The sequence below is a fragment of the Candidatus Alkanophaga liquidiphilum genome (assembly GCF_053996935.1).
In genome coordinates this window covers 22,128-39,022 of sequence record NZ_JBMXYC010000003.1, presented here as the reverse complement: position 1 = coordinate 39,022, position 16,895 = coordinate 22,128, and the positions used below count along the sequence as shown (strand labels likewise).

Annotated in this window: 17 protein-coding genes and 1 tRNA gene; 13 read left to right on the top strand and 5 right to left on the bottom strand. The window is 53.3% G+C overall.

Annotation, left to right across the window (positions count from 1 at the left end; translation table 11 throughout):
- On the top strand, positions 1–557 hold a 557-nt coding region (locus ACXJJA_RS00440), incomplete at its 5' end, for an acyl-CoA dehydrogenase family protein (protein WP_456486249.1).
- Between the two features lie 33 nt (positions 558–590).
- Here the strand turns inward: ACXJJA_RS00440 and ACXJJA_RS00435 are convergent.
- Positions 591–839 (bottom strand): hypothetical protein, encoded by a 249-nt coding sequence (locus tag ACXJJA_RS00435; protein WP_456486248.1) that lies wholly within the window; start codon positions 837–839, stop codon positions 591–593.
- A gap of 303 nt (positions 840–1,142) precedes the next feature.
- On the opposite strand from ACXJJA_RS00435, the gene cobZ reads away from it, so the two are divergent.
- Positions 1,143–2,213 carry an alpha-ribazole phosphatase CobZ gene (gene cobZ / locus ACXJJA_RS00430; RefSeq protein ID WP_456486247.1) on the top strand — a complete coding sequence of 357 codons (1,071 nt, stop codon included), beginning with the start codon at positions 1,143–1,145 and terminating at the stop codon, positions 2,211–2,213.
- Positions 2,201–2,974 (top strand): adenosylcobinamide-GDP ribazoletransferase, encoded by a 774-nt coding sequence (gene cobS / locus ACXJJA_RS00425; RefSeq protein WP_456486246.1) that lies wholly within the window; start codon positions 2,201–2,203, stop codon positions 2,972–2,974. Before cobZ ends, cobS begins: the two co-directional genes overlap by 13 nt.
- Before the next feature lie 86 nt (positions 2,975–3,060).
- On the opposite strand, the gene ACXJJA_RS00420 is transcribed toward cobS, so the two are convergent.
- On the bottom strand, positions 3,061–3,501 hold the full coding sequence (locus ACXJJA_RS00420; protein ID WP_456486245.1) for an Hsp20/alpha crystallin family protein: 441 nt from the start codon (positions 3,499–3,501) through the stop codon (positions 3,061–3,063).
- Positions 3,502–3,566: 65 nt separating this feature from the next.
- Between ACXJJA_RS00420 and ACXJJA_RS00415 the strand changes: the two genes are divergently transcribed.
- The 7 genes from ACXJJA_RS00415 to ACXJJA_RS00385 all read left to right on the top strand — a co-directional run bounded on the left by ACXJJA_RS00415 (position 3,567) and on the right by ACXJJA_RS00385 (position 9,617).
- Positions 3,567–4,124 (top strand): exosome complex RNA-binding protein Csl4, encoded by a 558-nt coding sequence (locus tag ACXJJA_RS00415; protein WP_456486244.1) that lies wholly within the window; start codon positions 3,567–3,569, stop codon positions 4,122–4,124.
- 10 nt (positions 4,125–4,134) lie between these two features.
- On the top strand, positions 4,135–4,428 hold the full coding sequence (locus ACXJJA_RS00410) for a DNA-directed RNA polymerase subunit L (RefSeq protein WP_456486243.1): 294 nt from the start codon (positions 4,135–4,137) through the stop codon (positions 4,426–4,428).
- A gap of 1 nt (position 4,429) precedes the next feature.
- Positions 4,430–4,500, top strand: a tRNA-Gly gene (locus tag ACXJJA_RS00405).
- Between the two features lies 1 nt (position 4,501).
- The gene (gene prf1, locus ACXJJA_RS00400) at positions 4,502–5,620 is read left to right on the top strand and encodes a peptide chain release factor aRF-1 (protein ID WP_456486242.1); all 1,119 of its coding nucleotides are present in this window, start codon (positions 4,502–4,504) and stop codon (positions 5,618–5,620) included.
- 404 nt (positions 5,621–6,024) lie between these two features.
- Entirely contained in the window at positions 6,025–6,570 is a 546-nt protein-coding gene (locus tag ACXJJA_RS00395) for a thioredoxin family protein (RefSeq protein WP_456486241.1), read from the top strand.
- 149 nt (positions 6,571–6,719) lie between these two features.
- Positions 6,720–7,508 (top strand): 4Fe-4S binding protein, encoded by a 789-nt coding sequence (locus ACXJJA_RS00390; protein WP_456486240.1) that lies wholly within the window; start codon positions 6,720–6,722, stop codon positions 7,506–7,508.
- 12 nt (positions 7,509–7,520) lie between these two features.
- On the top strand, positions 7,521–9,617 hold the full coding sequence (locus ACXJJA_RS00385; protein ID WP_456486239.1) for a minichromosome maintenance protein MCM: 2,097 nt from the start codon (positions 7,521–7,523) through the stop codon (positions 9,615–9,617).
- 62 nt (positions 9,618–9,679) lie between these two features.
- On the opposite strand, the gene ACXJJA_RS00380 is transcribed toward ACXJJA_RS00385, so the two are convergent.
- From ACXJJA_RS00380 to ACXJJA_RS00370, 3 genes are all read right to left on the bottom strand, one after another.
- A complete protein-coding gene (locus tag ACXJJA_RS00380; protein WP_456486238.1) occupies positions 9,680–10,387 on the bottom strand; it encodes a HisA/HisF-related TIM barrel protein in 708 nt (235 codons plus the stop codon).
- 75 nt (positions 10,388–10,462) lie between these two features.
- A complete protein-coding gene (locus ACXJJA_RS00375) occupies positions 10,463–11,452 on the bottom strand; it encodes a bifunctional N(6)-L-threonylcarbamoyladenine synthase/serine/threonine protein kinase (RefSeq protein ID WP_456486237.1) in 990 nt (329 codons plus the stop codon).
- Between the two features lie 439 nt (positions 11,453–11,891).
- Entirely contained in the window at positions 11,892–13,052 is a 1,161-nt protein-coding gene (locus ACXJJA_RS00370; protein ID WP_456486236.1) for a radical SAM/SPASM domain-containing protein, read from the bottom strand.
- Positions 13,053–13,096: 44 nt separating this feature from the next.
- Between ACXJJA_RS00370 and ACXJJA_RS00365 the strand changes: the two genes are divergently transcribed.
- The 3 genes from ACXJJA_RS00365 to radA all read left to right on the top strand — a co-directional run bounded on the left by ACXJJA_RS00365 (position 13,097) and on the right by radA (position 16,872).
- Positions 13,097–13,804 (top strand): polyprenol monophosphomannose synthase, encoded by a 708-nt coding sequence (locus tag ACXJJA_RS00365; RefSeq protein ID WP_456486235.1) that lies wholly within the window; start codon positions 13,097–13,099, stop codon positions 13,802–13,804.
- Between the two features lie 66 nt (positions 13,805–13,870).
- Positions 13,871–15,853: a 4Fe-4S binding protein gene (locus tag ACXJJA_RS00360; protein WP_456486234.1), complete on the top strand. Its 1,983-nt coding sequence runs from the start codon at positions 13,871–13,873 to the stop codon at positions 15,851–15,853.
- 56 nt (positions 15,854–15,909) lie between these two features.
- Positions 15,910–16,872, top strand: a complete 963-nt coding sequence (gene radA, locus ACXJJA_RS00355) for a DNA repair and recombination protein RadA (RefSeq protein WP_456486253.1) — start codon at positions 15,910–15,912, stop codon at positions 16,870–16,872.
- The last annotated feature ends 23 nt before the right edge of the window (positions 16,873–16,895 follow it).

The following is a 16,895-nucleotide window of genomic DNA, read 5'->3' as shown; positions in this document are numbered from 1 at the left end:
GGAAGATTGAAGACAAGCTTGGCATGCGGGCGTCAGTTGTCGGCGAACTCGTGTTTAATGAGTGCCGGGTGCCCGTTGAGAACCTCCTCGGCAACGAGGGCGAGGGCTTCAAGATTGCGATGGCGACGCTCGACCGTGACCGCACCGGGCTGGCAGCAGTTGGCGTCGGACTTTCGCAGGCGTGTTTAGACGCCGCCAAGAAATACGCAAAAGAGCGCAAGCAGTTCGGGCAGCCGCTCGCCCGCTTCCAGCATATACAGTTCACAATCGCCGACATGGCAGTTGAAACCGAGGCGGCACGCCTCCTCACGTATAAAGCGGCGAGCCTCGCCGACGCCGGAAAACGCTTCTCCAAAGAAGCGGCTATGGCAAAGCTCTATGCCAGCGAGGTCGCAATGCGCTCTGCAATCAACGCCGTCCAAATCCACGGCGCTTACGGCTGCACTAGGGATTACCCGGTGGAAAGATACTTCAGAGACGCCAAAGTGCTAAGCATCGCCGTCGGCACTTCAGAGATGCAACGCCTAGTCATCTCCAGAGAGGAGTTCCGCTCCTGATACTCTCGTCCGGGCCATAAGGTCTGCACCATGCTAAGCTATTTTATTTCTTACTTCACAATTTGCGTCATTACACTTTTTCAGCCTGTGGTTTATGTTGCTAAATACGGAGATTTCCTGCTCAGCCTTTGCGTCGAAGCTCTTCAGCACGAGGACCATGTCGCCGAGCGTCGCCTCCTCCGGCACGTCCTCGCCCCGCTGCTCGAAAGTCGCGGATTTGCCTTTGAAGTCAGAATATTCCACGGAAACATCCTCGACGTGCTCACAAACGACTTCCTTCACAGCGGCGACCAGCGTCTCAAATCTCTTTTTCCCTCTCGCACACGATTTTCACGCCGCCATTGAGCAAATTTTCAACGTAACCCCACCCAGAGAGTTGGCGACGTTCTTGACGAACGTGTGGAAGCTACATCCGTCGTCTCCTCGCACGACGATGCTCGCTCTTACTCACGTCCGCAAGTGTGGCTTTTGACATAAACAAGTGGCAACAGGAAAGCTGCTCATCGGCGTGTCCGAAGTCAATGCGCGACGAAACTCGCAACGCAAAGCGGAAACTGTTTTTACGGCGGTGGTGCAATTTTCGATATGCGAGGCGTGGAGGTCATAAACAAGAAGCGCTACATCGAGGTGCGGAGCACGCTGCCGTTGGGCTTTGAGGTTCTGAGCTCGGCGCCCTTTAACGGCGGCTTGCGGCGTGCGAAGGCCATTCTTAACGTGCATGTGCCGCATGATTTCAATGAGGATTCTGAGGCATTCTACCTGCGTTTTCTCATAGAGGAGGGCTTCGAGCCCGCGGAGGTCGTCGGGCTGCTGACTGCCGCTTCCATGGGGAATGCTGAGGTTGTAGCTCAGAACAAAGTTTTAGTTGTGGCGACGGCGGGCTGCACGATTAACGTCATCGTCGTCGTCGCAGAAAAAATGACAGCGTCGGCGATGACAAACGCAATAATCGTAGCGACGGAGGCGAAGGCTGCGGCGCTGAGAGATCTCGACGTCCGCTATAAGGAGCTAAGCAAGGACGGAAGCGTAATCACCGGCACGCCGACGGATGCTGTCGTCATCGCATGCCTTAACAGCGACGGTGGCACACCGCACAAGTATGCAGGCGTCCTCACGGAAATAGGCAGCGAAATTTACGAGTGCGTGCGAGAAGCTGTTGAAAAAGCTTTTGTTAAAGAAAGGAATGCTCCTAAGGAGCGTTCCCTTTTAAAAAGGCTTGAAGAATTGGGAATCTCATTTGACGCAATTTTGGATGCGGCGCTGGAGCTTTACGTTGGTGAGCTTCCGAAAGAGCTTGTCAGGGCTGAGCTGGAGGAGTTGATGAAAAAGGAATGTGAGGACGTAAACGTTGCTTTACTCATTTCTTCGGCGTTCTTCCTTGAGGAAGAGGCGAGGAAGCGGCGGGGTTTGAGGGACGACCCGGTCAATTTACTTGCCGACGAGCTTATAGGAATCGACATCGCCGAATACATAGGTGGGAAGAAGGCGCTGTTCAATTTTGTTTATTACGACACAAGGAAGCCCGGAATTTTGAGAGAGCTACCGCCGTTTCTTGACGATGTGGTCGGCGGCTTCATAGCGGGTTGTATGACGAAACTCTTTGAGCTTTTGGAACGTACTCCCAAGCGGGCTACAGGGGAGGGATGCGGGACTTAATAGCGTTTTCGACGAGGTTGCCGGTGCGCGGCGGCGACGTCGTGCGGGCAGCGGAGCAGAATTTTTTATACCCTGTGCTTGCGGTCCTGATAAGCGTGCTCGTCGCCGCAGTTAGCTTTCCGTCGTTCCTACTACGTCCTGAAATTGCGTCGCTCTTGACGTTGCTCTTTCTGTATGCGACTACAGGCTTGATGCATCTCGATGGGCTTGCAGACTTCTTCGATGGGCTTCTTGCAGGCGGCAGCGTCGAGCGAAAGGTGAGGGCAATGAAGGACGAGAGCGTGGGCGCCGCCGGCGTTTTCGCTGTTTTCGTCGTGCTACTTGCGGAGTTCGTTGCGTTTTCAAGCTTAGGAGCGTCGATCAGCAACGCTACAAATCGCACGGCGGCGTTTTTCAGCTTTTTCGCAGCCTTGCTCGTTGCTGAAGCGTCGGCAAAGCTTGGCATGACCACTTGCATCTTTGCCGGTAGGTTCGTTAAAAAAGCAGCGCCGCCAGCCGTTGCTCCGGGCTTGGGCGCCCTTTTCGTGGCTAAGCTCACGCCGCAGAAATATGCAGGCTCCGTCACCGTCTCTGCGGCAATCGCCACCTCTTTACTCCCGCTATGCGGCGGCAAAGCTTTTTTAATACTGCTTGGCGTCCCTGTAGCGATTCTCGTCGCAAGAGCCGCAGCCAAGAACTTTGGCGGCGTCAGTGGCGACGTCATGGGCGCTACGAACGAAATTGCGAGGGCTTGCACCCTCATGGCGTGGCTTTTTGCATAATCCATTTCTTTTAAAAGTAATTGCTACTAATTCCATATCTTAAAACGAACAAGAAGCATCCGCCGAGCCGTAACCGTATGCGACACTTACAAGCGAAAGAGCCGCTTCTTCTTTTCGAGTTTGACGCTCAGAATGCCGTTTCGAAAGGTCGCCTTTGCGTTTCTGACGTTTATTGGTTTTCTGAAGTTTATTTCTTTGCAGAACTTCCTGTCGCCTGTCGTCATTATCTCAAGGGTCTTCTCTGTGGCGTTCAGCCTTATTTCGTCCTTTTCGACGCCAGGAAGCTCAACAACAACCTCGTAGCAGTCCTCGTGTTCAATGACGTCTAAGAGGGGCTCATGCCCCTCGTATTCGAATTTTTCCTCTCCGTCAAGCTCCTCGTCAAAAACATCAAAAAAGCCATCGGCTTCCAGACGCTTTAACATCTCTCCAAACGCCTCTTCAAAATCAGAAAGCAATGGCTCAAGCTCTTCCATGTATTTATCTATTATATCAAAGACAGACGGTTTCTTCTTCCTCCTCCACATGCGCAGCCCTCAACATAATTTATGACCAGCTATTATTAAACCCTTTGAAGTAACTAAGAAATGACATGGAGACAAAGAACCTTGTGGTTCCGGGAGATTTTTTGGGGACATCTGAGGAGTTCATAGTAGGGGATGGCGTTTACGACGAGCGTGGCAAAATATATGCGGCGGTAGTCGGCGAGGTCAAGATAGAAGATAAGCGCATAAGCGTAGTGCCGAGGGTGGGGACGCCACCGCTGCCGAGGGCCGGCGACATAGTCATCGGGCGTGTCGAGGACGTAAAAGAGAACGTGGTCGTCGTGAGCATCGCTTGCATACAGGGGTGTGAAAACCGGAGCGTCGCAACCTCCGAACGTGGAATCATCCACATCTCCAACATAAAAAACAGTTACGTCACGAATTTGCAGCAGGAATTCGCACACGAGGACATCGTGAGGGCGAAGGTGATAGACGCAAAGGCATTGCGGCTGAGCACCGAGCAGAGAAATCTAGGCGTGATAAAAGCGATTTGCGGGAGGTGCAAAAGCAGCCTCGTAAGGCGGGGCAACGTGCTTTTCTGCGAGACATGCAGGAAGGTTGAGATGAGAAAAATTGCCGACGATTATGGGAAAGTAGTTATATAGGGGTGCGAGGATGAAAATATTAGAAAGGCGGGAACGGGAAATAAAGATAGAGTTCGAGGGAGAGGACCACACGATGATGGTGCCGCTGCGTTTGGTGCTTTTGGGTGATGATGCTGTGGAGTTCGCCACTTACGACATTAAAATACCGAACATAAGCAACCCCGTCCTCTATCTAAGAACGAAGCCGGGCAGCGACCCACTCGTCGTGTTGGAGCGTGCCGCTGAGAATTTAATTTCGATGCTTGAGGGGTTTGAGAGGGGATTTGTGAGAGCGCTTAAAGCCAAAGTAGGGACCGAAGATTAGTGCGGCAGTGGTCTAGCGGTAGGACACGGGCCCCCCAAGCCCGTAGCCCGGGTTCAAATCCCGGCTGCCGCATATGCCCTCTGACAAATTTTTGAAGGACTTAAAGAAATATGAGTTCAGAAAAATATTGGAGGAGTTGAAGGAGCGGCGGGGCAAAGGCACCGAGCTGATATCAGTTTATATACCGCCGGATAGGCAAATCTCCGACGTCATGTCCCACCTTAGGGAGGAGCACGGGCAGGCATCAAACATAAAAAGCAAGAGCACGAGGACGAACGTCCAGAGCGCCTTGGAGTCAATACTTTCAAGATTGAGATATTTGGAGGTTCCTGAAAACGGGCTGGCTATCTTTTGTGGTGCTATAGATGTGGGCGGCGGGAGGTCAAGCCTTGAAACTTATATTGTTGAGCCGCCTGAAAAGATAAAGTCCTATATCTATCACTGTGATTCCTCGTTCCTGCTTGAGCCGCTGGAGCGGATGCTTGAGGAGCGTGACAAATTCGGCTTAATAGTCTTGGACAAGAAGGAAGCAACCATTGGCATGCTCCACGGAAAGCTCGTCGAGCCGCTAAGGCACCTGACAAGCAACGTCCCGGGGAAGCAAAGGAAAGGCGGACAGTCCGCACCTCGTTTCCAGCGGCTCCGTGAGATTGCCGTTGAGGAGTTCTACCAGCGAATCGGACGGCATGCCAATGAGCTTTTCCTGCCTGAGAAGGACGAGTTGAAAGGCATTTTAATCGGTGGACCGAGCCCCACAAAGGAGGAATTCATAAAAGGCGAATACTTACACTACGAGCTGCAGCGTAAGATTATAGGGGCGTTCGATGTGGCTTATACCGACGAGTCCGGCTTGTTCGAGTTGATGGACAAGGCGGAGGACGCCCTCGCAGAACTCGACCTCATAAAGGAGAAGAGGTTGATGACGAAATTCTTGAGACTCTTAGCTAACGACGAGGGGCTTGTGGCTTACAGCGAGGCGGAAGTGCGGAAGATGTTGGAGATCGGTGCGGTCGAGACGCTGTTGCTTTCGGAGGGATTGCCGCACGACAAAGTCATGGAGCTTTCAGAACTTGCAGAGGCAGCGGGCACAAACGTGGAACTCATATCCAAAGACTTCGAGGAGGGTTTGCAGCTGCTGAAGGCCTTCGGGGGCATCGCCGCCGTCCTGAGATATCGGGCGAATAAAAGATGATACGGCACCTCACAAATACCTTGCAGCTAACAAATACCAAGCTCCCTAATAAGGACTTAGAGGGGGTGAGCGCCGCCGCTCTCTGCGGATTGACTGGAAGCGAGTTACCGGTGTTAGGTGAATACCTTCCACCAAATACTATGAGCAGGTTCGTATATCACTCTAAACAAAATGCGAATAATTATTCCGTATTCTCGAAAAGGCCCTCGTGTAGGCAAGAAAATGCTTAATACCTTGATTTTAGAGACAGTGTTCTGGAAATAATTTAAATTTGAAAATATCATCCATCGCGGTCACCTCCTTTCCCCTTTTGGTTGAAAAATCGGTACTTATCCGAACGAGTATCTTCGCATGTGGCGTAAAGTTTAAATATAAGTAAAATCTTCCTCTGAGCGGTGTTTGGAATGAAAAGGCGCAAAGGTGTTGGCGTTAAGACTTTGTTGGCGGTGTTCTTAGTCTTCGGCATCGTGCAAGCCGCTGCTGTGGAGAAGAAAATTCGATGGTTATCTTACAACGAAGGCATGAGTCTCGCGAAGGCGGAGGGGAAGCCCATGATGCTGGTCTTCACTGCGGAGTGGTGCAGCTGGTGCAGGAAGCTTGAAGAGGAGACGTTTTGCGAGGGGAGCGTCGTGACGCTCTCTGCGGACTTCGTGTGCGTTAGGGTGGACGTTAACGAGGAGTCGGAGCTTATTAGGCGCTTCGGGGTGCGTGGCATTCCTGTCGTGCTCTTCACCGACGAAGGCGGCAACGAGCTTCACAGAGTTGTCGGTTTCGCCGACGAGGCGGAGCTTCTTGATGAAATGTTGAAGGCGCTGAGCGCTGTCGGCAAGACTCCCTCGGTAAGCATACAAATTCCAGAGACGCCGGCGAGAAGAATACCTGCGATGAGCCTTGCGCCGCTCCTGAGCATTTTCATTGCGTATGTGTTGAGAAGGGGCAAGAGGAAATAGAAGCGAGGCTATGCGTCGCCGGGCTGCGCTCCGGTTTCTCATCCTCGCCGTTTTCCTTGCACTCTTGGCGCACGGCGTTTTTTCAGGAGAGCCCGCCGAGGTTCTAAGGAACGCCAGGGTGCTTTGCTTGTCGTGCCTCGGCTTGTGAGATGAAGCTCGGCAGAATAAGAACGGGAGTTCAGACGTTCTGGCTGCTTTTTCTGAATTCTACACTGCCTTTGAAGTTTTTTGATTTTCCGGTGTTGAATTGTTATTCGTGCCCGCTGGCGGCGACCTCGTGCCCCTTGGGCGCCTTGCAGCACTTCTTCGCATTGCGGCGCCTTCCGTTCTACGTTGCAGGTGAGCTTGGCGTCGCCGGCGTGCTCGGCGGCGGACTGAGTTGCGGCTGGGCATGTCCTTTTGGTTTTTTCCAAGATGCCCTCTACAAGCTTCCCACCAAGAAATTCAAGCTTGATTTCAAGTCTGCGGAGGCGTTGCGTTTCATGTTTCTGGCGCTCATGATTTTATTGTTGTTCGGAGCGGTGCTTGCGAGGACGCCACTTTTTTGCAAGTTGTGTCCGGCGGGAGCGTTGGAGGCTGCGATTCCTATCGTCGCCACCGAGGCATCTTTGAGGCGACGGATAGGCATGCTGTTTTACCTGAAGCTTGCGGTTTTGCTCACGTTTGTCGTTCTGGCAGTGGTCTCGAAAAGACCATTTTGCCGCTTTGCGTGCCCCTTAGGCGCAATTCTTTCGGCGTTTAACCCGCTGAGCGGTGTGAGGCTGGAAGTGGACGAGCTTGGCTGCGTCCGCTGCGAGCGGTGCGAAGCGGTGTGCCCGATGCGGATAAAAATTTACGAGACGCCGAATTCTACAAGGTGCATCAGATGCCTGAAATGCCTTGATGCCTGCGAAGGCGGACACATTCACGTCCGTTTTGAGCTGACGCAAGGGACTTAAAGTATTAAAAGAATGAGAATAGAGATGGAGCTTGCATTTTCTGACAGGTTGGATGAGTCTTTGGTGGAACGGTGGCAGGAGTTCCTAAAAAAATATTATTGGGAGCGGATATTGGAGCTTTCTACCGCGTATCCTGAGGAGAAAAGCCTTTACGTAAGTTTTTCAGACGTGAATAGGGGCACGGAGCTGGAATTCGCAAGTTTGCTTTTAGAAGCGCCGGACGTCATGCTTCGCAGTGCGAGAGAGGCGTTGCGGCGCATAGACCTCCCGACAGGCGTCAGCCTTGAGGATGCGCACGTGCGCATCGTGGAGCTGCCTAAGATTCATCGCCTCCAGATAAGGGACATAAGGAGCCACCACATTGGGCGGCTGATAAGCGTCGAGGGCATAGTCCTGAAGATGACGGAGGTGCGTCCGAAGGTCGTAGCGGCGGCGTTCAAGTGCCAGAAGTGCGGGCACGTGGCTTTCGTGCGGCAGGAAGGGCGGGGCTTTGTAGAGCCTGCGGAATGCGAACATTGCGAGAGGAAGGCACCGTTCAGGCTCGCTCCCGAAATATCGAAGTTCGTGGATGCGCAGAAGATGCGGTTGCAAGAGCCACCCGAGGAACTGCGAGGCGGTGAGATGCCACAAATCCTCGACGTGAACCTCGAAGACGACATTGCTGGCGTCGCAACCCCCGGCGACCGTGTCGTCGTCACCGGCATTCTACGCTCGTATCAGAGACACTCACACTACGGCAAATCGCCCTTCTTCGACGTTTATTTGGATGCCATTTCCGTTGAGAGGGAGGAAAAGGAATTTGAGGAGATTGAAATAACTGGGGATGACGAGAAGAAGATTTTAGAGCTCAAGAACGACCCGCACATCTACGAGAAGCTTATAAGGTCAATAGCGCCCTCGATATACGGCTACGAGGAGGTTAAAGAGGCGATACTGCTGCAACTGTTCTCCGGGATTCCTAAGGAGCTGCCGGATGGCACAAGGATTCGGGGCGACATCCACGTCCTACTCGTCGGCGACCCCGGGATTGCGAAGTCGCAGCTCTTGAGCTATGCGGTGAAACTGGCACCCCGTGGTATTTACGCGGGCGCAAAAGGCGCAACCGCCGCAGGATTGACAGCGACCGCCGTTAAGGACGAGTTCGGCGACGGCCGCTGGGCGCTAGAAGCCGGCGTGCTCGTGCTTGCGGACAAGGGAATAGCAGCGATTGACGAAATGGACAAGATGGACAAGAAAGACAGAGATGCGCTCCACGAGGCGATGGAGCAGCAAACTATTTCAATAGCGAAAGCCGGGATTACGGCGACTCTGAAGGCTCGTTGCGCCATTCTGGGGGCGGCGAACCCAAAATATGGGCGTTATGACAAATATGAGCCACCTGCGGAGCAGATAAACTTGCCCCCGACGCTGCTTTCGAGGTTTGATTTGATATTCACGCTGATGGACCGTCCCGAGGAGGATGCTGACGTGAACCTCGCATCGCACATTCTGAGGACGCACTATGCTGGCGAACTGCTCGCTACGAGCGGCGGGGACGGTGAGGAGATACGGTTAATAAAGCCCGAGGTCCCGCCGCCACTGCTTCGTAAATACATAGCTTATGCCCGTCGCAACGTGTTTCCAGTGATGAGCAAGGGGGCGATGCGGATGTTTCTCGACTTCTACGTCGGCTTACGGCGGCAGGGCTACGGTGAAGACGCCCCGATACCGGTGACGGCGAGGCAGCTCGAAGCCTTAATCCGACTCGGCGAAGCCCGTGCTCGTGCGAGGTTAAGCGACGTTGTCGCCGAAGAAGACGCAGAGCGGGTCATCCGACTCGTGAATTACTGTTTACGCCGTGTTTTCGTTGACCCCGAGACCGGAAAGCTTGATGTAGACTGGGTAGCGGTCGGCACGAGCAAGAGCCGCAGAGACCGTGCAAAAATGATAAAGGAGATAATAAAAGAGCTTGAAGAGGCAGGCGACGGGGCTGTACCGCTTGAGGAAATTTTAGACGTGGCGGAGAGCAGGGGCATAGAAAGAGCAAAAGCGGAGGAAATCATCGAAAACCTAAAGCGAGATGGCATAATATACTCGCCAAAACACGGATACGTGGGCATCGTTCGATGACGTGTTACGCTTTGCTCTCTATTTTACTCCCTTAGCTGCCGTCGCAGTGGTTGCCCTACCCGCTATCGCAATACGCTTAAAGGGATAGTGCCGTCATGAACGATGGTCGCCACAATCACGCCGCTTACACCCATTTTTTCGAGAGCTTCGATATCTTCGTAGCTCCTCACGCCGCCGCCGAAGATTACGTCATGCTCACTCTTCGCAACGACCTCCGAGAGCAGGGGAAGCGCTGAAGCGACGCCTGCCTTTGTGCCGACGCTCCGCAGCTCCAAAACGATAATACTTTCCAGTGGATAATCGTTCAGCATCTCCACGAGCGATAAAGGGTTCCGTATGGATTCATCTTGAGCTAAAACTCGTCCTTGAACCATATCTAAGCTGACGGAGAGCCACCAGTCGTTCTTCGTCGCCTCTTCTGCCGCCCTTTTTATCAGCTTTATCGAGGCGGTCTCCGTGCCGAGAATCACGACGTCGGAAATTCTTGACGCCTGCTGCACGTCCTCCAAGCTCCTAACGCCGAAGTCGAGCAACACTCTTGAAAGCGCACGCAGCTTCCTGATTTTTACGGCGTTGTGGCCGGTGCGCATGATGCGGTTCAAATCAGCAACGTAAACCTCCTTCGGCTTTATCACTCTCACCACCTCCTCAGGCACTGACGTGCCGACTACGACGCTGTATTCGTGAATCGGGCGATATTTCTCACGCTCGCCCTGCACCGCGTGCACGACGGCTCCGTCCAGAATGTCCAGCGCTAAAATAGCCCTCATCTCAAAAGGTTTGCTGAAGTAACAATTATGGAATACTACATGCACGGCATTGTTGGCTCCGCCGTTCTACGCCGCCTAAAGCCACGTCACTTCGACCTCTTCTGGTCTGAAGTTCGGCTTCACCCCCGATTCCTCGATTGGGGTCTGCACGCCGCTCTTCAGCATTAGAAGCCCAAGATACGCAATCATAGCCCCGTTGTCCTTCAAGAAACGGGCTTCAGGCACGTAAAATTTTGCACCACGCTCCTCGCACATCGTCTTCAGCATTCCTTGGAGACGCTTGTTGGCGCTGACACCCCCCGCCAGCAGAACTTCATCCTTCTCGCAGTGCGCCACTGCACGCTCTGTCACCTCTGTCAGCATGGCAAACGCGGTCTCCTGAAGCGAAAAACAGACGTCCTCGACGCTGTGCCCATCATTAACCGCTTTTTCGGCGGCGGTTTCCAGCCCTGAGAACGAGAAGTCCATGCCTTTCACCACATAAGGCAGCGGTATGTATTTGCGACCGCGCCTCGCAAGCTCTTCGATTTTCGGACCGCCGGGGTGACTAAGCCCTAAAAAGCGAACGAACTTGTCAAGGGCGTTCCCTATGCCTATGTCGAGTGTCTCGCCGAGTATGCGGTAGTGTCCTCCTCTATACGCTAAGACTTGCGAATTTGCGCCGCTCACGTAAAGCGTCACCGGGTCCTTGGTGCCGCACCGCCACCGCCCGACCTCAACATGAGCGATGCAGTGGTTCACGCCGACCAGCGGCACTTTTAACTTTAAAGACAACGTGCGCGCCGCCGTCGCCACCACCCGCAGGCAAGGACCCATACCCGGACCCTGCGAAAATGCAACGCCGTTAATGTCGTGCGGCGTGACGCCATGCTCCGCTGCCGCTGAGAGCGCTTTGGAAAGAACGCCCTTAATTTCGGCGGCGTGGTGCTGCGCCGCTTCCCTCGGATGTATTCCGCCATGCTTTGGGATGTAGGTAGCTTCCGCCTCGGCGATCACGTCCTTCTCATCAATAACAGCAATGCTCAGGTTCCACGCCGTCCCTTCTATGCCAATGACGTAGGTCACATAAGAGTCTCCGTCTTGAACAAACTTATGCTTGACGCTGATACGTATCTGCCGAAATCTGGAGGAAAGAACTCGCAATGAATGCGGACGAGGATTTTTCCTGCCTAACGGCGAGCTACGCCGCAAGTTAGTAGCCGCACTCATAGGGTCATTAAATGGACGGAATAGGCAAATAATGTTCAATTCCGCAAAGAAAAAGGACGCACAAAGCATCAAAAAGAACGCCAATACACAGGTATTATTGGCAAGCCTCGAGGAAATCGGCACGAGATATGAACGGCTCACGCAATATTTGCTGTAATCGATGTCAGGAGACTTAGGAAAGTTAATACACCAGCTCTTAAAGTTCCCCCCCACTCCCTAAATGCCCAAGCAGAGGCTAAGCTGGCTACCAAGTGCGGCAAGGAAACTCAAAAGCTGGAGTAATCACGAGGACGCCTCAGTTACGAGCTCCGAAAAATCTCAAAGCGACGGCGGCGGCGCATCTGAAATTACAGAGCATTGAGGTATACATGGCGTTTGCGAGCGGGCAGTAGCACTCGCCCCGCTTTATCGCTTCTCTTATCTTTGCTGCTCTGTCGGATGCCCACACCTTCCTAAAATCATAATTTTCAGCCCGCAGGTTGCCCAATGACTTTGCGAGGATGCAGCACGCCCAGACCTCGCCGAACGGTGTTATCTGGCAGGAGGCGAACGCTGCATAGCATGGAATTACCTGATGACGCTCCAAGAGCGTCCTTTTTATCAAATCGTAATATTCGAGGCGGAAGGCTTGGATGAGCCTCTGCGTGCCTCCCTTAAAGTAATCAGCTTTTAGCTTTGAAGAAATAAAATCAAGGGCATCTGCAAGCTCCTCGTAGCTTGGCGTTATGCCGCTTCCGACGTTGAAAAGCTCAACTCTCTCCTCCGCAACCTCGAAGATGTGGGAGTCAGGACGTGGCTCTAAGTTCCTCACAAATTCGTAAATTCTAGGAATCGCGTGCACGTTTAACTTAGAAATTACGGTATGCATGCCGACCAATAAGCTCTTATGCTCCTCTCTCAGCGGGACAAGCGCTTCATAAGTCCGAAGGAGCTTTTTAAAGTTTCCTCTAACGCCCCTTATCTCATCATGTAACTCGCCAACACCGTCGAGCGATATGTTAATTATGAGCTTTCTCTCCGCCCTTTTCCTCCTACCCCTCGTTCCATCTCTCCGCTCTAAAAACTCCAAAATCTCTTCAACCCTCCTTTCTATTCTCATCTGCAACAAGGCATTCGTCGGAATATTCACAATTCCTGCATTACAACGCTCAAAAATGGAAATACATATCTCCGGCAAGTCTTCACGTAAGAACGGCTCGCCTCCGCTTATTGTAAACCAGTAGGCGTCGCCTAAATTCTTTAAAATCAAATCTATTTCGTCGGCTTTAAGCTCGCCGCCGCTCACACCTGCCAAGTCCTTTGTACCGCCTTCTTCGCCGCCCGTTGCATTCCAGATGTTGCACGTTTTGCATCTCGAGTTGCACCTGTTCGTGACGCTCAGCGTCACGTTTATTGGCGGCACTACGGGTGCTCCCACGCCCCGAAACGCCTTCAACATCAAAACTTTACTTATCAAAAACAACACCCTTTTAATTACTAAATTCTCTAAACCAAGCTTAAATGAAAGTTTCAGTTGTCGTCCCTACGTATAACGAACGAGAGAACATAAGAATTCTGATTCCGAAAATAATGCGGGTTTTCGAACAGGAAGGGCTTTGCGGTGAGGTCATCGTCGTTGATGACAACAGCGATGACGGCACCGCCGCCGAGGTCAGACGCCTCTCTCAAATCTATCCGAACGTGATTCTGGTCGAGCGGGAGAGGAAACTAGGCTTAGGCTCCGCATACAGATGCGGGTTTGAGGTTGCGAGTGGCGACGTCGTCTTCGAGATGGACGCCGACCTCTCTCATGACCCTATTATGATTCCAAAGTTCTTAGAGAAAATAAAAAGCGGGGCGGACGTCGTCATAGGCTCCCGCCTCGTCAGGGGCGGGCGTGTCGAGGACTGGGACGCCTTCCGCATAATTCTAAGCCGAGGCGCAAACGCCCTCGCCCGCCTGCTCCTGCAGCTGGACGTCAAGGACCTGACGAGCGGCTTCCGTGCTTATAAAAGAGAGGTTTTGGACGAAATCAAGACGAACGGCATGAACATCTCCGGAGGATATGCTTTCCAGGTCGAAATGGCTTATTTTGCAAAAAAGCTCGGCTTCTCCGTATCTGAAATCCCAATACGCTTCAGAGATAGAGAGTTCGGCGAGACAAAGCTTGGGATAAAAGACATCCTCGAGTTTGTGAGAATCTTATTCAAGCTACGCCTACGCTCATAATTCCTCAACGTTTTTAAATCACTAAAAAAGACCTTAGATAACCTTGCGAGGGGTTGAGGTGCATCCATGTCGATAGAGCCAGAGCTGAAAAGTAAGGAGGACTTGAGGATAGGTGTGTTCATCTGCCGTTGCGGCGTGAATATAGGCGGCGTCGTGGACTGCGACGCCGTCGCCGAGTATGCGAAGATGCTCCCGCACGTCGTCTGCGTCTCCGTCAACAAATTCACATGCTCAGACTCCGGACAGGCGGATATCCAAGAGCATATCCGCAAATATAACCTCAATAGGGTCGTCGTCGCAGCATGCACGCCGAAGACGCACGAGCCGACGTTCAGGACGTGCTGCGAGGAGGCAGGCCTGAACAAATACCTCTTCGAGTTCGTGAATATCCGGGACCAGTGCTCGTGGCAGCACATGTGGGAACCCGAGAAGGCGACGGAAAAGGCCAAGGATTTGGTCAGGATGGGCGTCGCTCGTGCGCACCTTTTAGAGCCACTTGAAGAAGCAGAGGTGCCAGTCCGCGACGAGGCGCTCGTAATTGGGGCGGGCGTCGCTGGCATGCAGGCGGCGATGGACCTTGCAGACATGGGCTTCCACGTCTATCTCGTGGAGAAAGAGCCTTCAATCGGCGGACGCATGGCTCGCTTCGATAAGGTCTTTCCGACGAACGACTGCTCAATTTGCATTCTCGGTCCGAAGATGGTAGAGGTCGCCAGAAACAGGAACATCGAGATTTTAGCCTACTCGGAAGTCGTTGACGTAGAGGGCTACGTCGGGAACTTCGAGGTCACGATTTTAAGAAAGCCCCGCTACGTTGACGAAGACAAATGCAGCGGCTGCGCGCAATGCAGCGAGAAGTGCCCTGTCGAGGTTCCTTACGACTTTAACGAGGGCTTCGGCACGAGGAAAGCGATTTACGTGCCGTTTCCGCAGGCAGTGCCGCTGAAGGCGCTGATAGACATGGAGAACTGCTTAAGAGCGGAAGGCAAGGAATGCAAAGCTTGTATCAAGGCGTGCGAGCGGGACGCCATCGACTTCGACCAGAAACCCAAATACATGAAGGTAAAAGTCGGCACAATCATCGTGGCGCCCGGATTCTCGACATATGACCCCGAGCCGAACCACGACTACGGCTACGGCATCTACGACAATGTAATTACAGCGATGGAGTTCGAAAGGCTCCTGAACGCTGCCGGTCCGACTGAAGGGCACATCATAAGACCGTCAGATTGCAGAGAGCCGAATGTCGTCGGCTACATAAACTGCGTCGGCTCTCGAGATGTTCGCACGAACATCTACTGCTCAAACGTCTGCTGCATGGTGAACATCAAGAATGCAACTCTGCTGAAGGAAAAGCGTCCCGAGACCGACCATTACCTTTTCTACATGGACATAAGGGCACCGTTTCGCCTCTACGAGGAAGCCTATAATCGGGCGAGAGAACTCGGCATTAAGTTCATACGAGGCAGACCCTTCGAAGTCGTCGAGAAAGAAAACGGGAATTTAGTCGTGCGTGTTGAAGACACGTTAAAAAGCGAGGTGCGGAACATAGAAGTGGAGCTTTTGGTACTCGGCACGGGAATCGTGCCGCATGCGGACATAGAAACGCTTTCCAAGATGCTGAAGCTGCCAAGGGCTGCTGACGGGCTCCTGATGGAGGCGCACCCAAAGTTGGGACCTGTGGACACGGTAATAGATGGGATATTCGTGGCGGGCTGCGCCTCAGGTCCGAAAGATATACCCTATGCTGTTTCGCAAGGTAGCGGCGCAGCTGCTCGTGCCGCACGCCTGCTAACCGCTGGGAGAGCGAAAGTAGAAGGCATAACGGCGACATTGAATGCCGAGAAGTGCGTGGGCTGCGGGCTTTGCGTTGCGCAGTGCGCATACGGTGCGATTTCGCTCGAGGGTGGAAAGGCGAAGCTCGTGGAGGCGCTCTGCAAGGGCTGCGGGACGTGCGTCGCCGCCTGCCCCACCGGGGCCCTGGAACAGAGACATTTCAAAAACTCGCAAATCACGGCACAGGTTAGGAACATATTTGCCGTTGCTTAAATGCTGGTGTGTTGAGAAAAGGATAAGAACATTAAGCGCAAACAGACTGAGTGGAAATGAAGCAGGAAGTTAAGAGCATAGAGGACATCCCGGGGGTTGGTCCTGCAATTGCTGAGAAGCTAAGAGCGTCAGGCTACACGAGCGTGGAGGCAGTGGCGGTAGCCTCGCCGACGGAGCTCGCCGCCGCCGCTGAGATTGGGGAGGGTGTCGCTGCCAAGATAATAAACGCCGCTCGTGAATTGGCGGACGTCGGCGGCTTTGAGAGCGGCGACGTCATCTTCGAGCGCCGCAGGGAAGTAGGCAAGCTGACGACGTGTTCCTCCGCTCTTGACACGCTGCTCGGAGGTGGCTTGGAGACGCAGGCGATTACAGAGTTCTATGGCGAGTTCGGCTCTGGAAAGACGCAGATTGCGCACCAGCTTGCGGTGAACACCCAACTACCCAGAGACCGCGGCGGACTTGAAGGCTCCGTCATCATCATAGACACGGAGAACACCTTTCGCCCTGAACGAATAAAGCAGATGGCTGAAGCCCTTGATTTGGACCCAATGAAGGTGCTCAGGAACATACACGTCGCCCGTGCCTACAACTCGAACCACCAAATGCTCCTTGTAGAGAAGGCGCAGGAGCTTGCGGACAAGCTGAAAGACTCTGAGCAACCGGTTCGCCTCCTCGTAATAGACTCGGTGACTGCGCACTTCAGGGCTGAGTACCCGGGGAGAAGCTCCTTAGTAGACCGCCAGCAGAAGATAAATAAGCATCTGCACGACGCCTTGCGGTTCGCTTATTTGAACAATGCCGCCGTCATGGTCACGAACCAAGTGCACGCACGTCCCGACGCCTTCTTCGGCGACCCCACTAAGCCCATCGGCGGGCACGTCCTCGGGCATACCGTCACCTTCCGCGTCTACCTCCGGAAATCAAAAGGCGAAAAGAGGATAGCACGCCTCGTCGATTCCCCAAACTTGCCCGAGGCGGAGGTGGTGTTCGCAGTAAAGCCCGAAGGCGTCAGAGATTGACGCCAACCTGAAAAGCCGAGAAC

Coding starts and splice junctions, on each gene's coding strand:
- cobZ (WP_456486247.1), top strand. CDS start 1,143: ATGCGAGGCGTGGAGGTCATAAACAAGAAGCGCTACATCGAGGTGCGG.
- cobS (WP_456486246.1), top strand. CDS start 2,201: ATGCGGGACTTAATAGCGTTTTCGACGAGGTTGCCGGTGCGCGGCGGC.
- ACXJJA_RS00420 (WP_456486245.1), bottom strand. CDS start 3,501: ATGTGGAGGAGGAAGAAGAAACCGTCTGTCTTTGATATAATAGATAAA.
- ACXJJA_RS00415 (WP_456486244.1), top strand. CDS start 3,567: ATGGAGACAAAGAACCTTGTGGTTCCGGGAGATTTTTTGGGGACATCT.
- ACXJJA_RS00410 (WP_456486243.1), top strand. CDS start 4,135: ATGAAAATATTAGAAAGGCGGGAACGGGAAATAAAGATAGAGTTCGAG.
- prf1 (WP_456486242.1), top strand. CDS start 4,502: ATGCCCTCTGACAAATTTTTGAAGGACTTAAAGAAATATGAGTTCAGA.
- ACXJJA_RS00395 (WP_456486241.1), top strand. CDS start 6,025: ATGAAAAGGCGCAAAGGTGTTGGCGTTAAGACTTTGTTGGCGGTGTTC.
- ACXJJA_RS00390 (WP_456486240.1), top strand. CDS start 6,720: ATGAAGCTCGGCAGAATAAGAACGGGAGTTCAGACGTTCTGGCTGCTT.
- ACXJJA_RS00385 (WP_456486239.1), top strand. CDS start 7,521: ATGAGAATAGAGATGGAGCTTGCATTTTCTGACAGGTTGGATGAGTCT.
- ACXJJA_RS00380 (WP_456486238.1), bottom strand. CDS start 10,387: ATGAGGGCTATTTTAGCGCTGGACATTCTGGACGGAGCCGTCGTGCAC.
- ACXJJA_RS00365 (WP_456486235.1), top strand. CDS start 13,097: ATGAAAGTTTCAGTTGTCGTCCCTACGTATAACGAACGAGAGAACATA.
- ACXJJA_RS00360 (WP_456486234.1), top strand. CDS start 13,871: ATGTCGATAGAGCCAGAGCTGAAAAGTAAGGAGGACTTGAGGATAGGT.
- radA (WP_456486253.1), top strand. CDS start 15,910: ATGAAGCAGGAAGTTAAGAGCATAGAGGACATCCCGGGGGTTGGTCCT.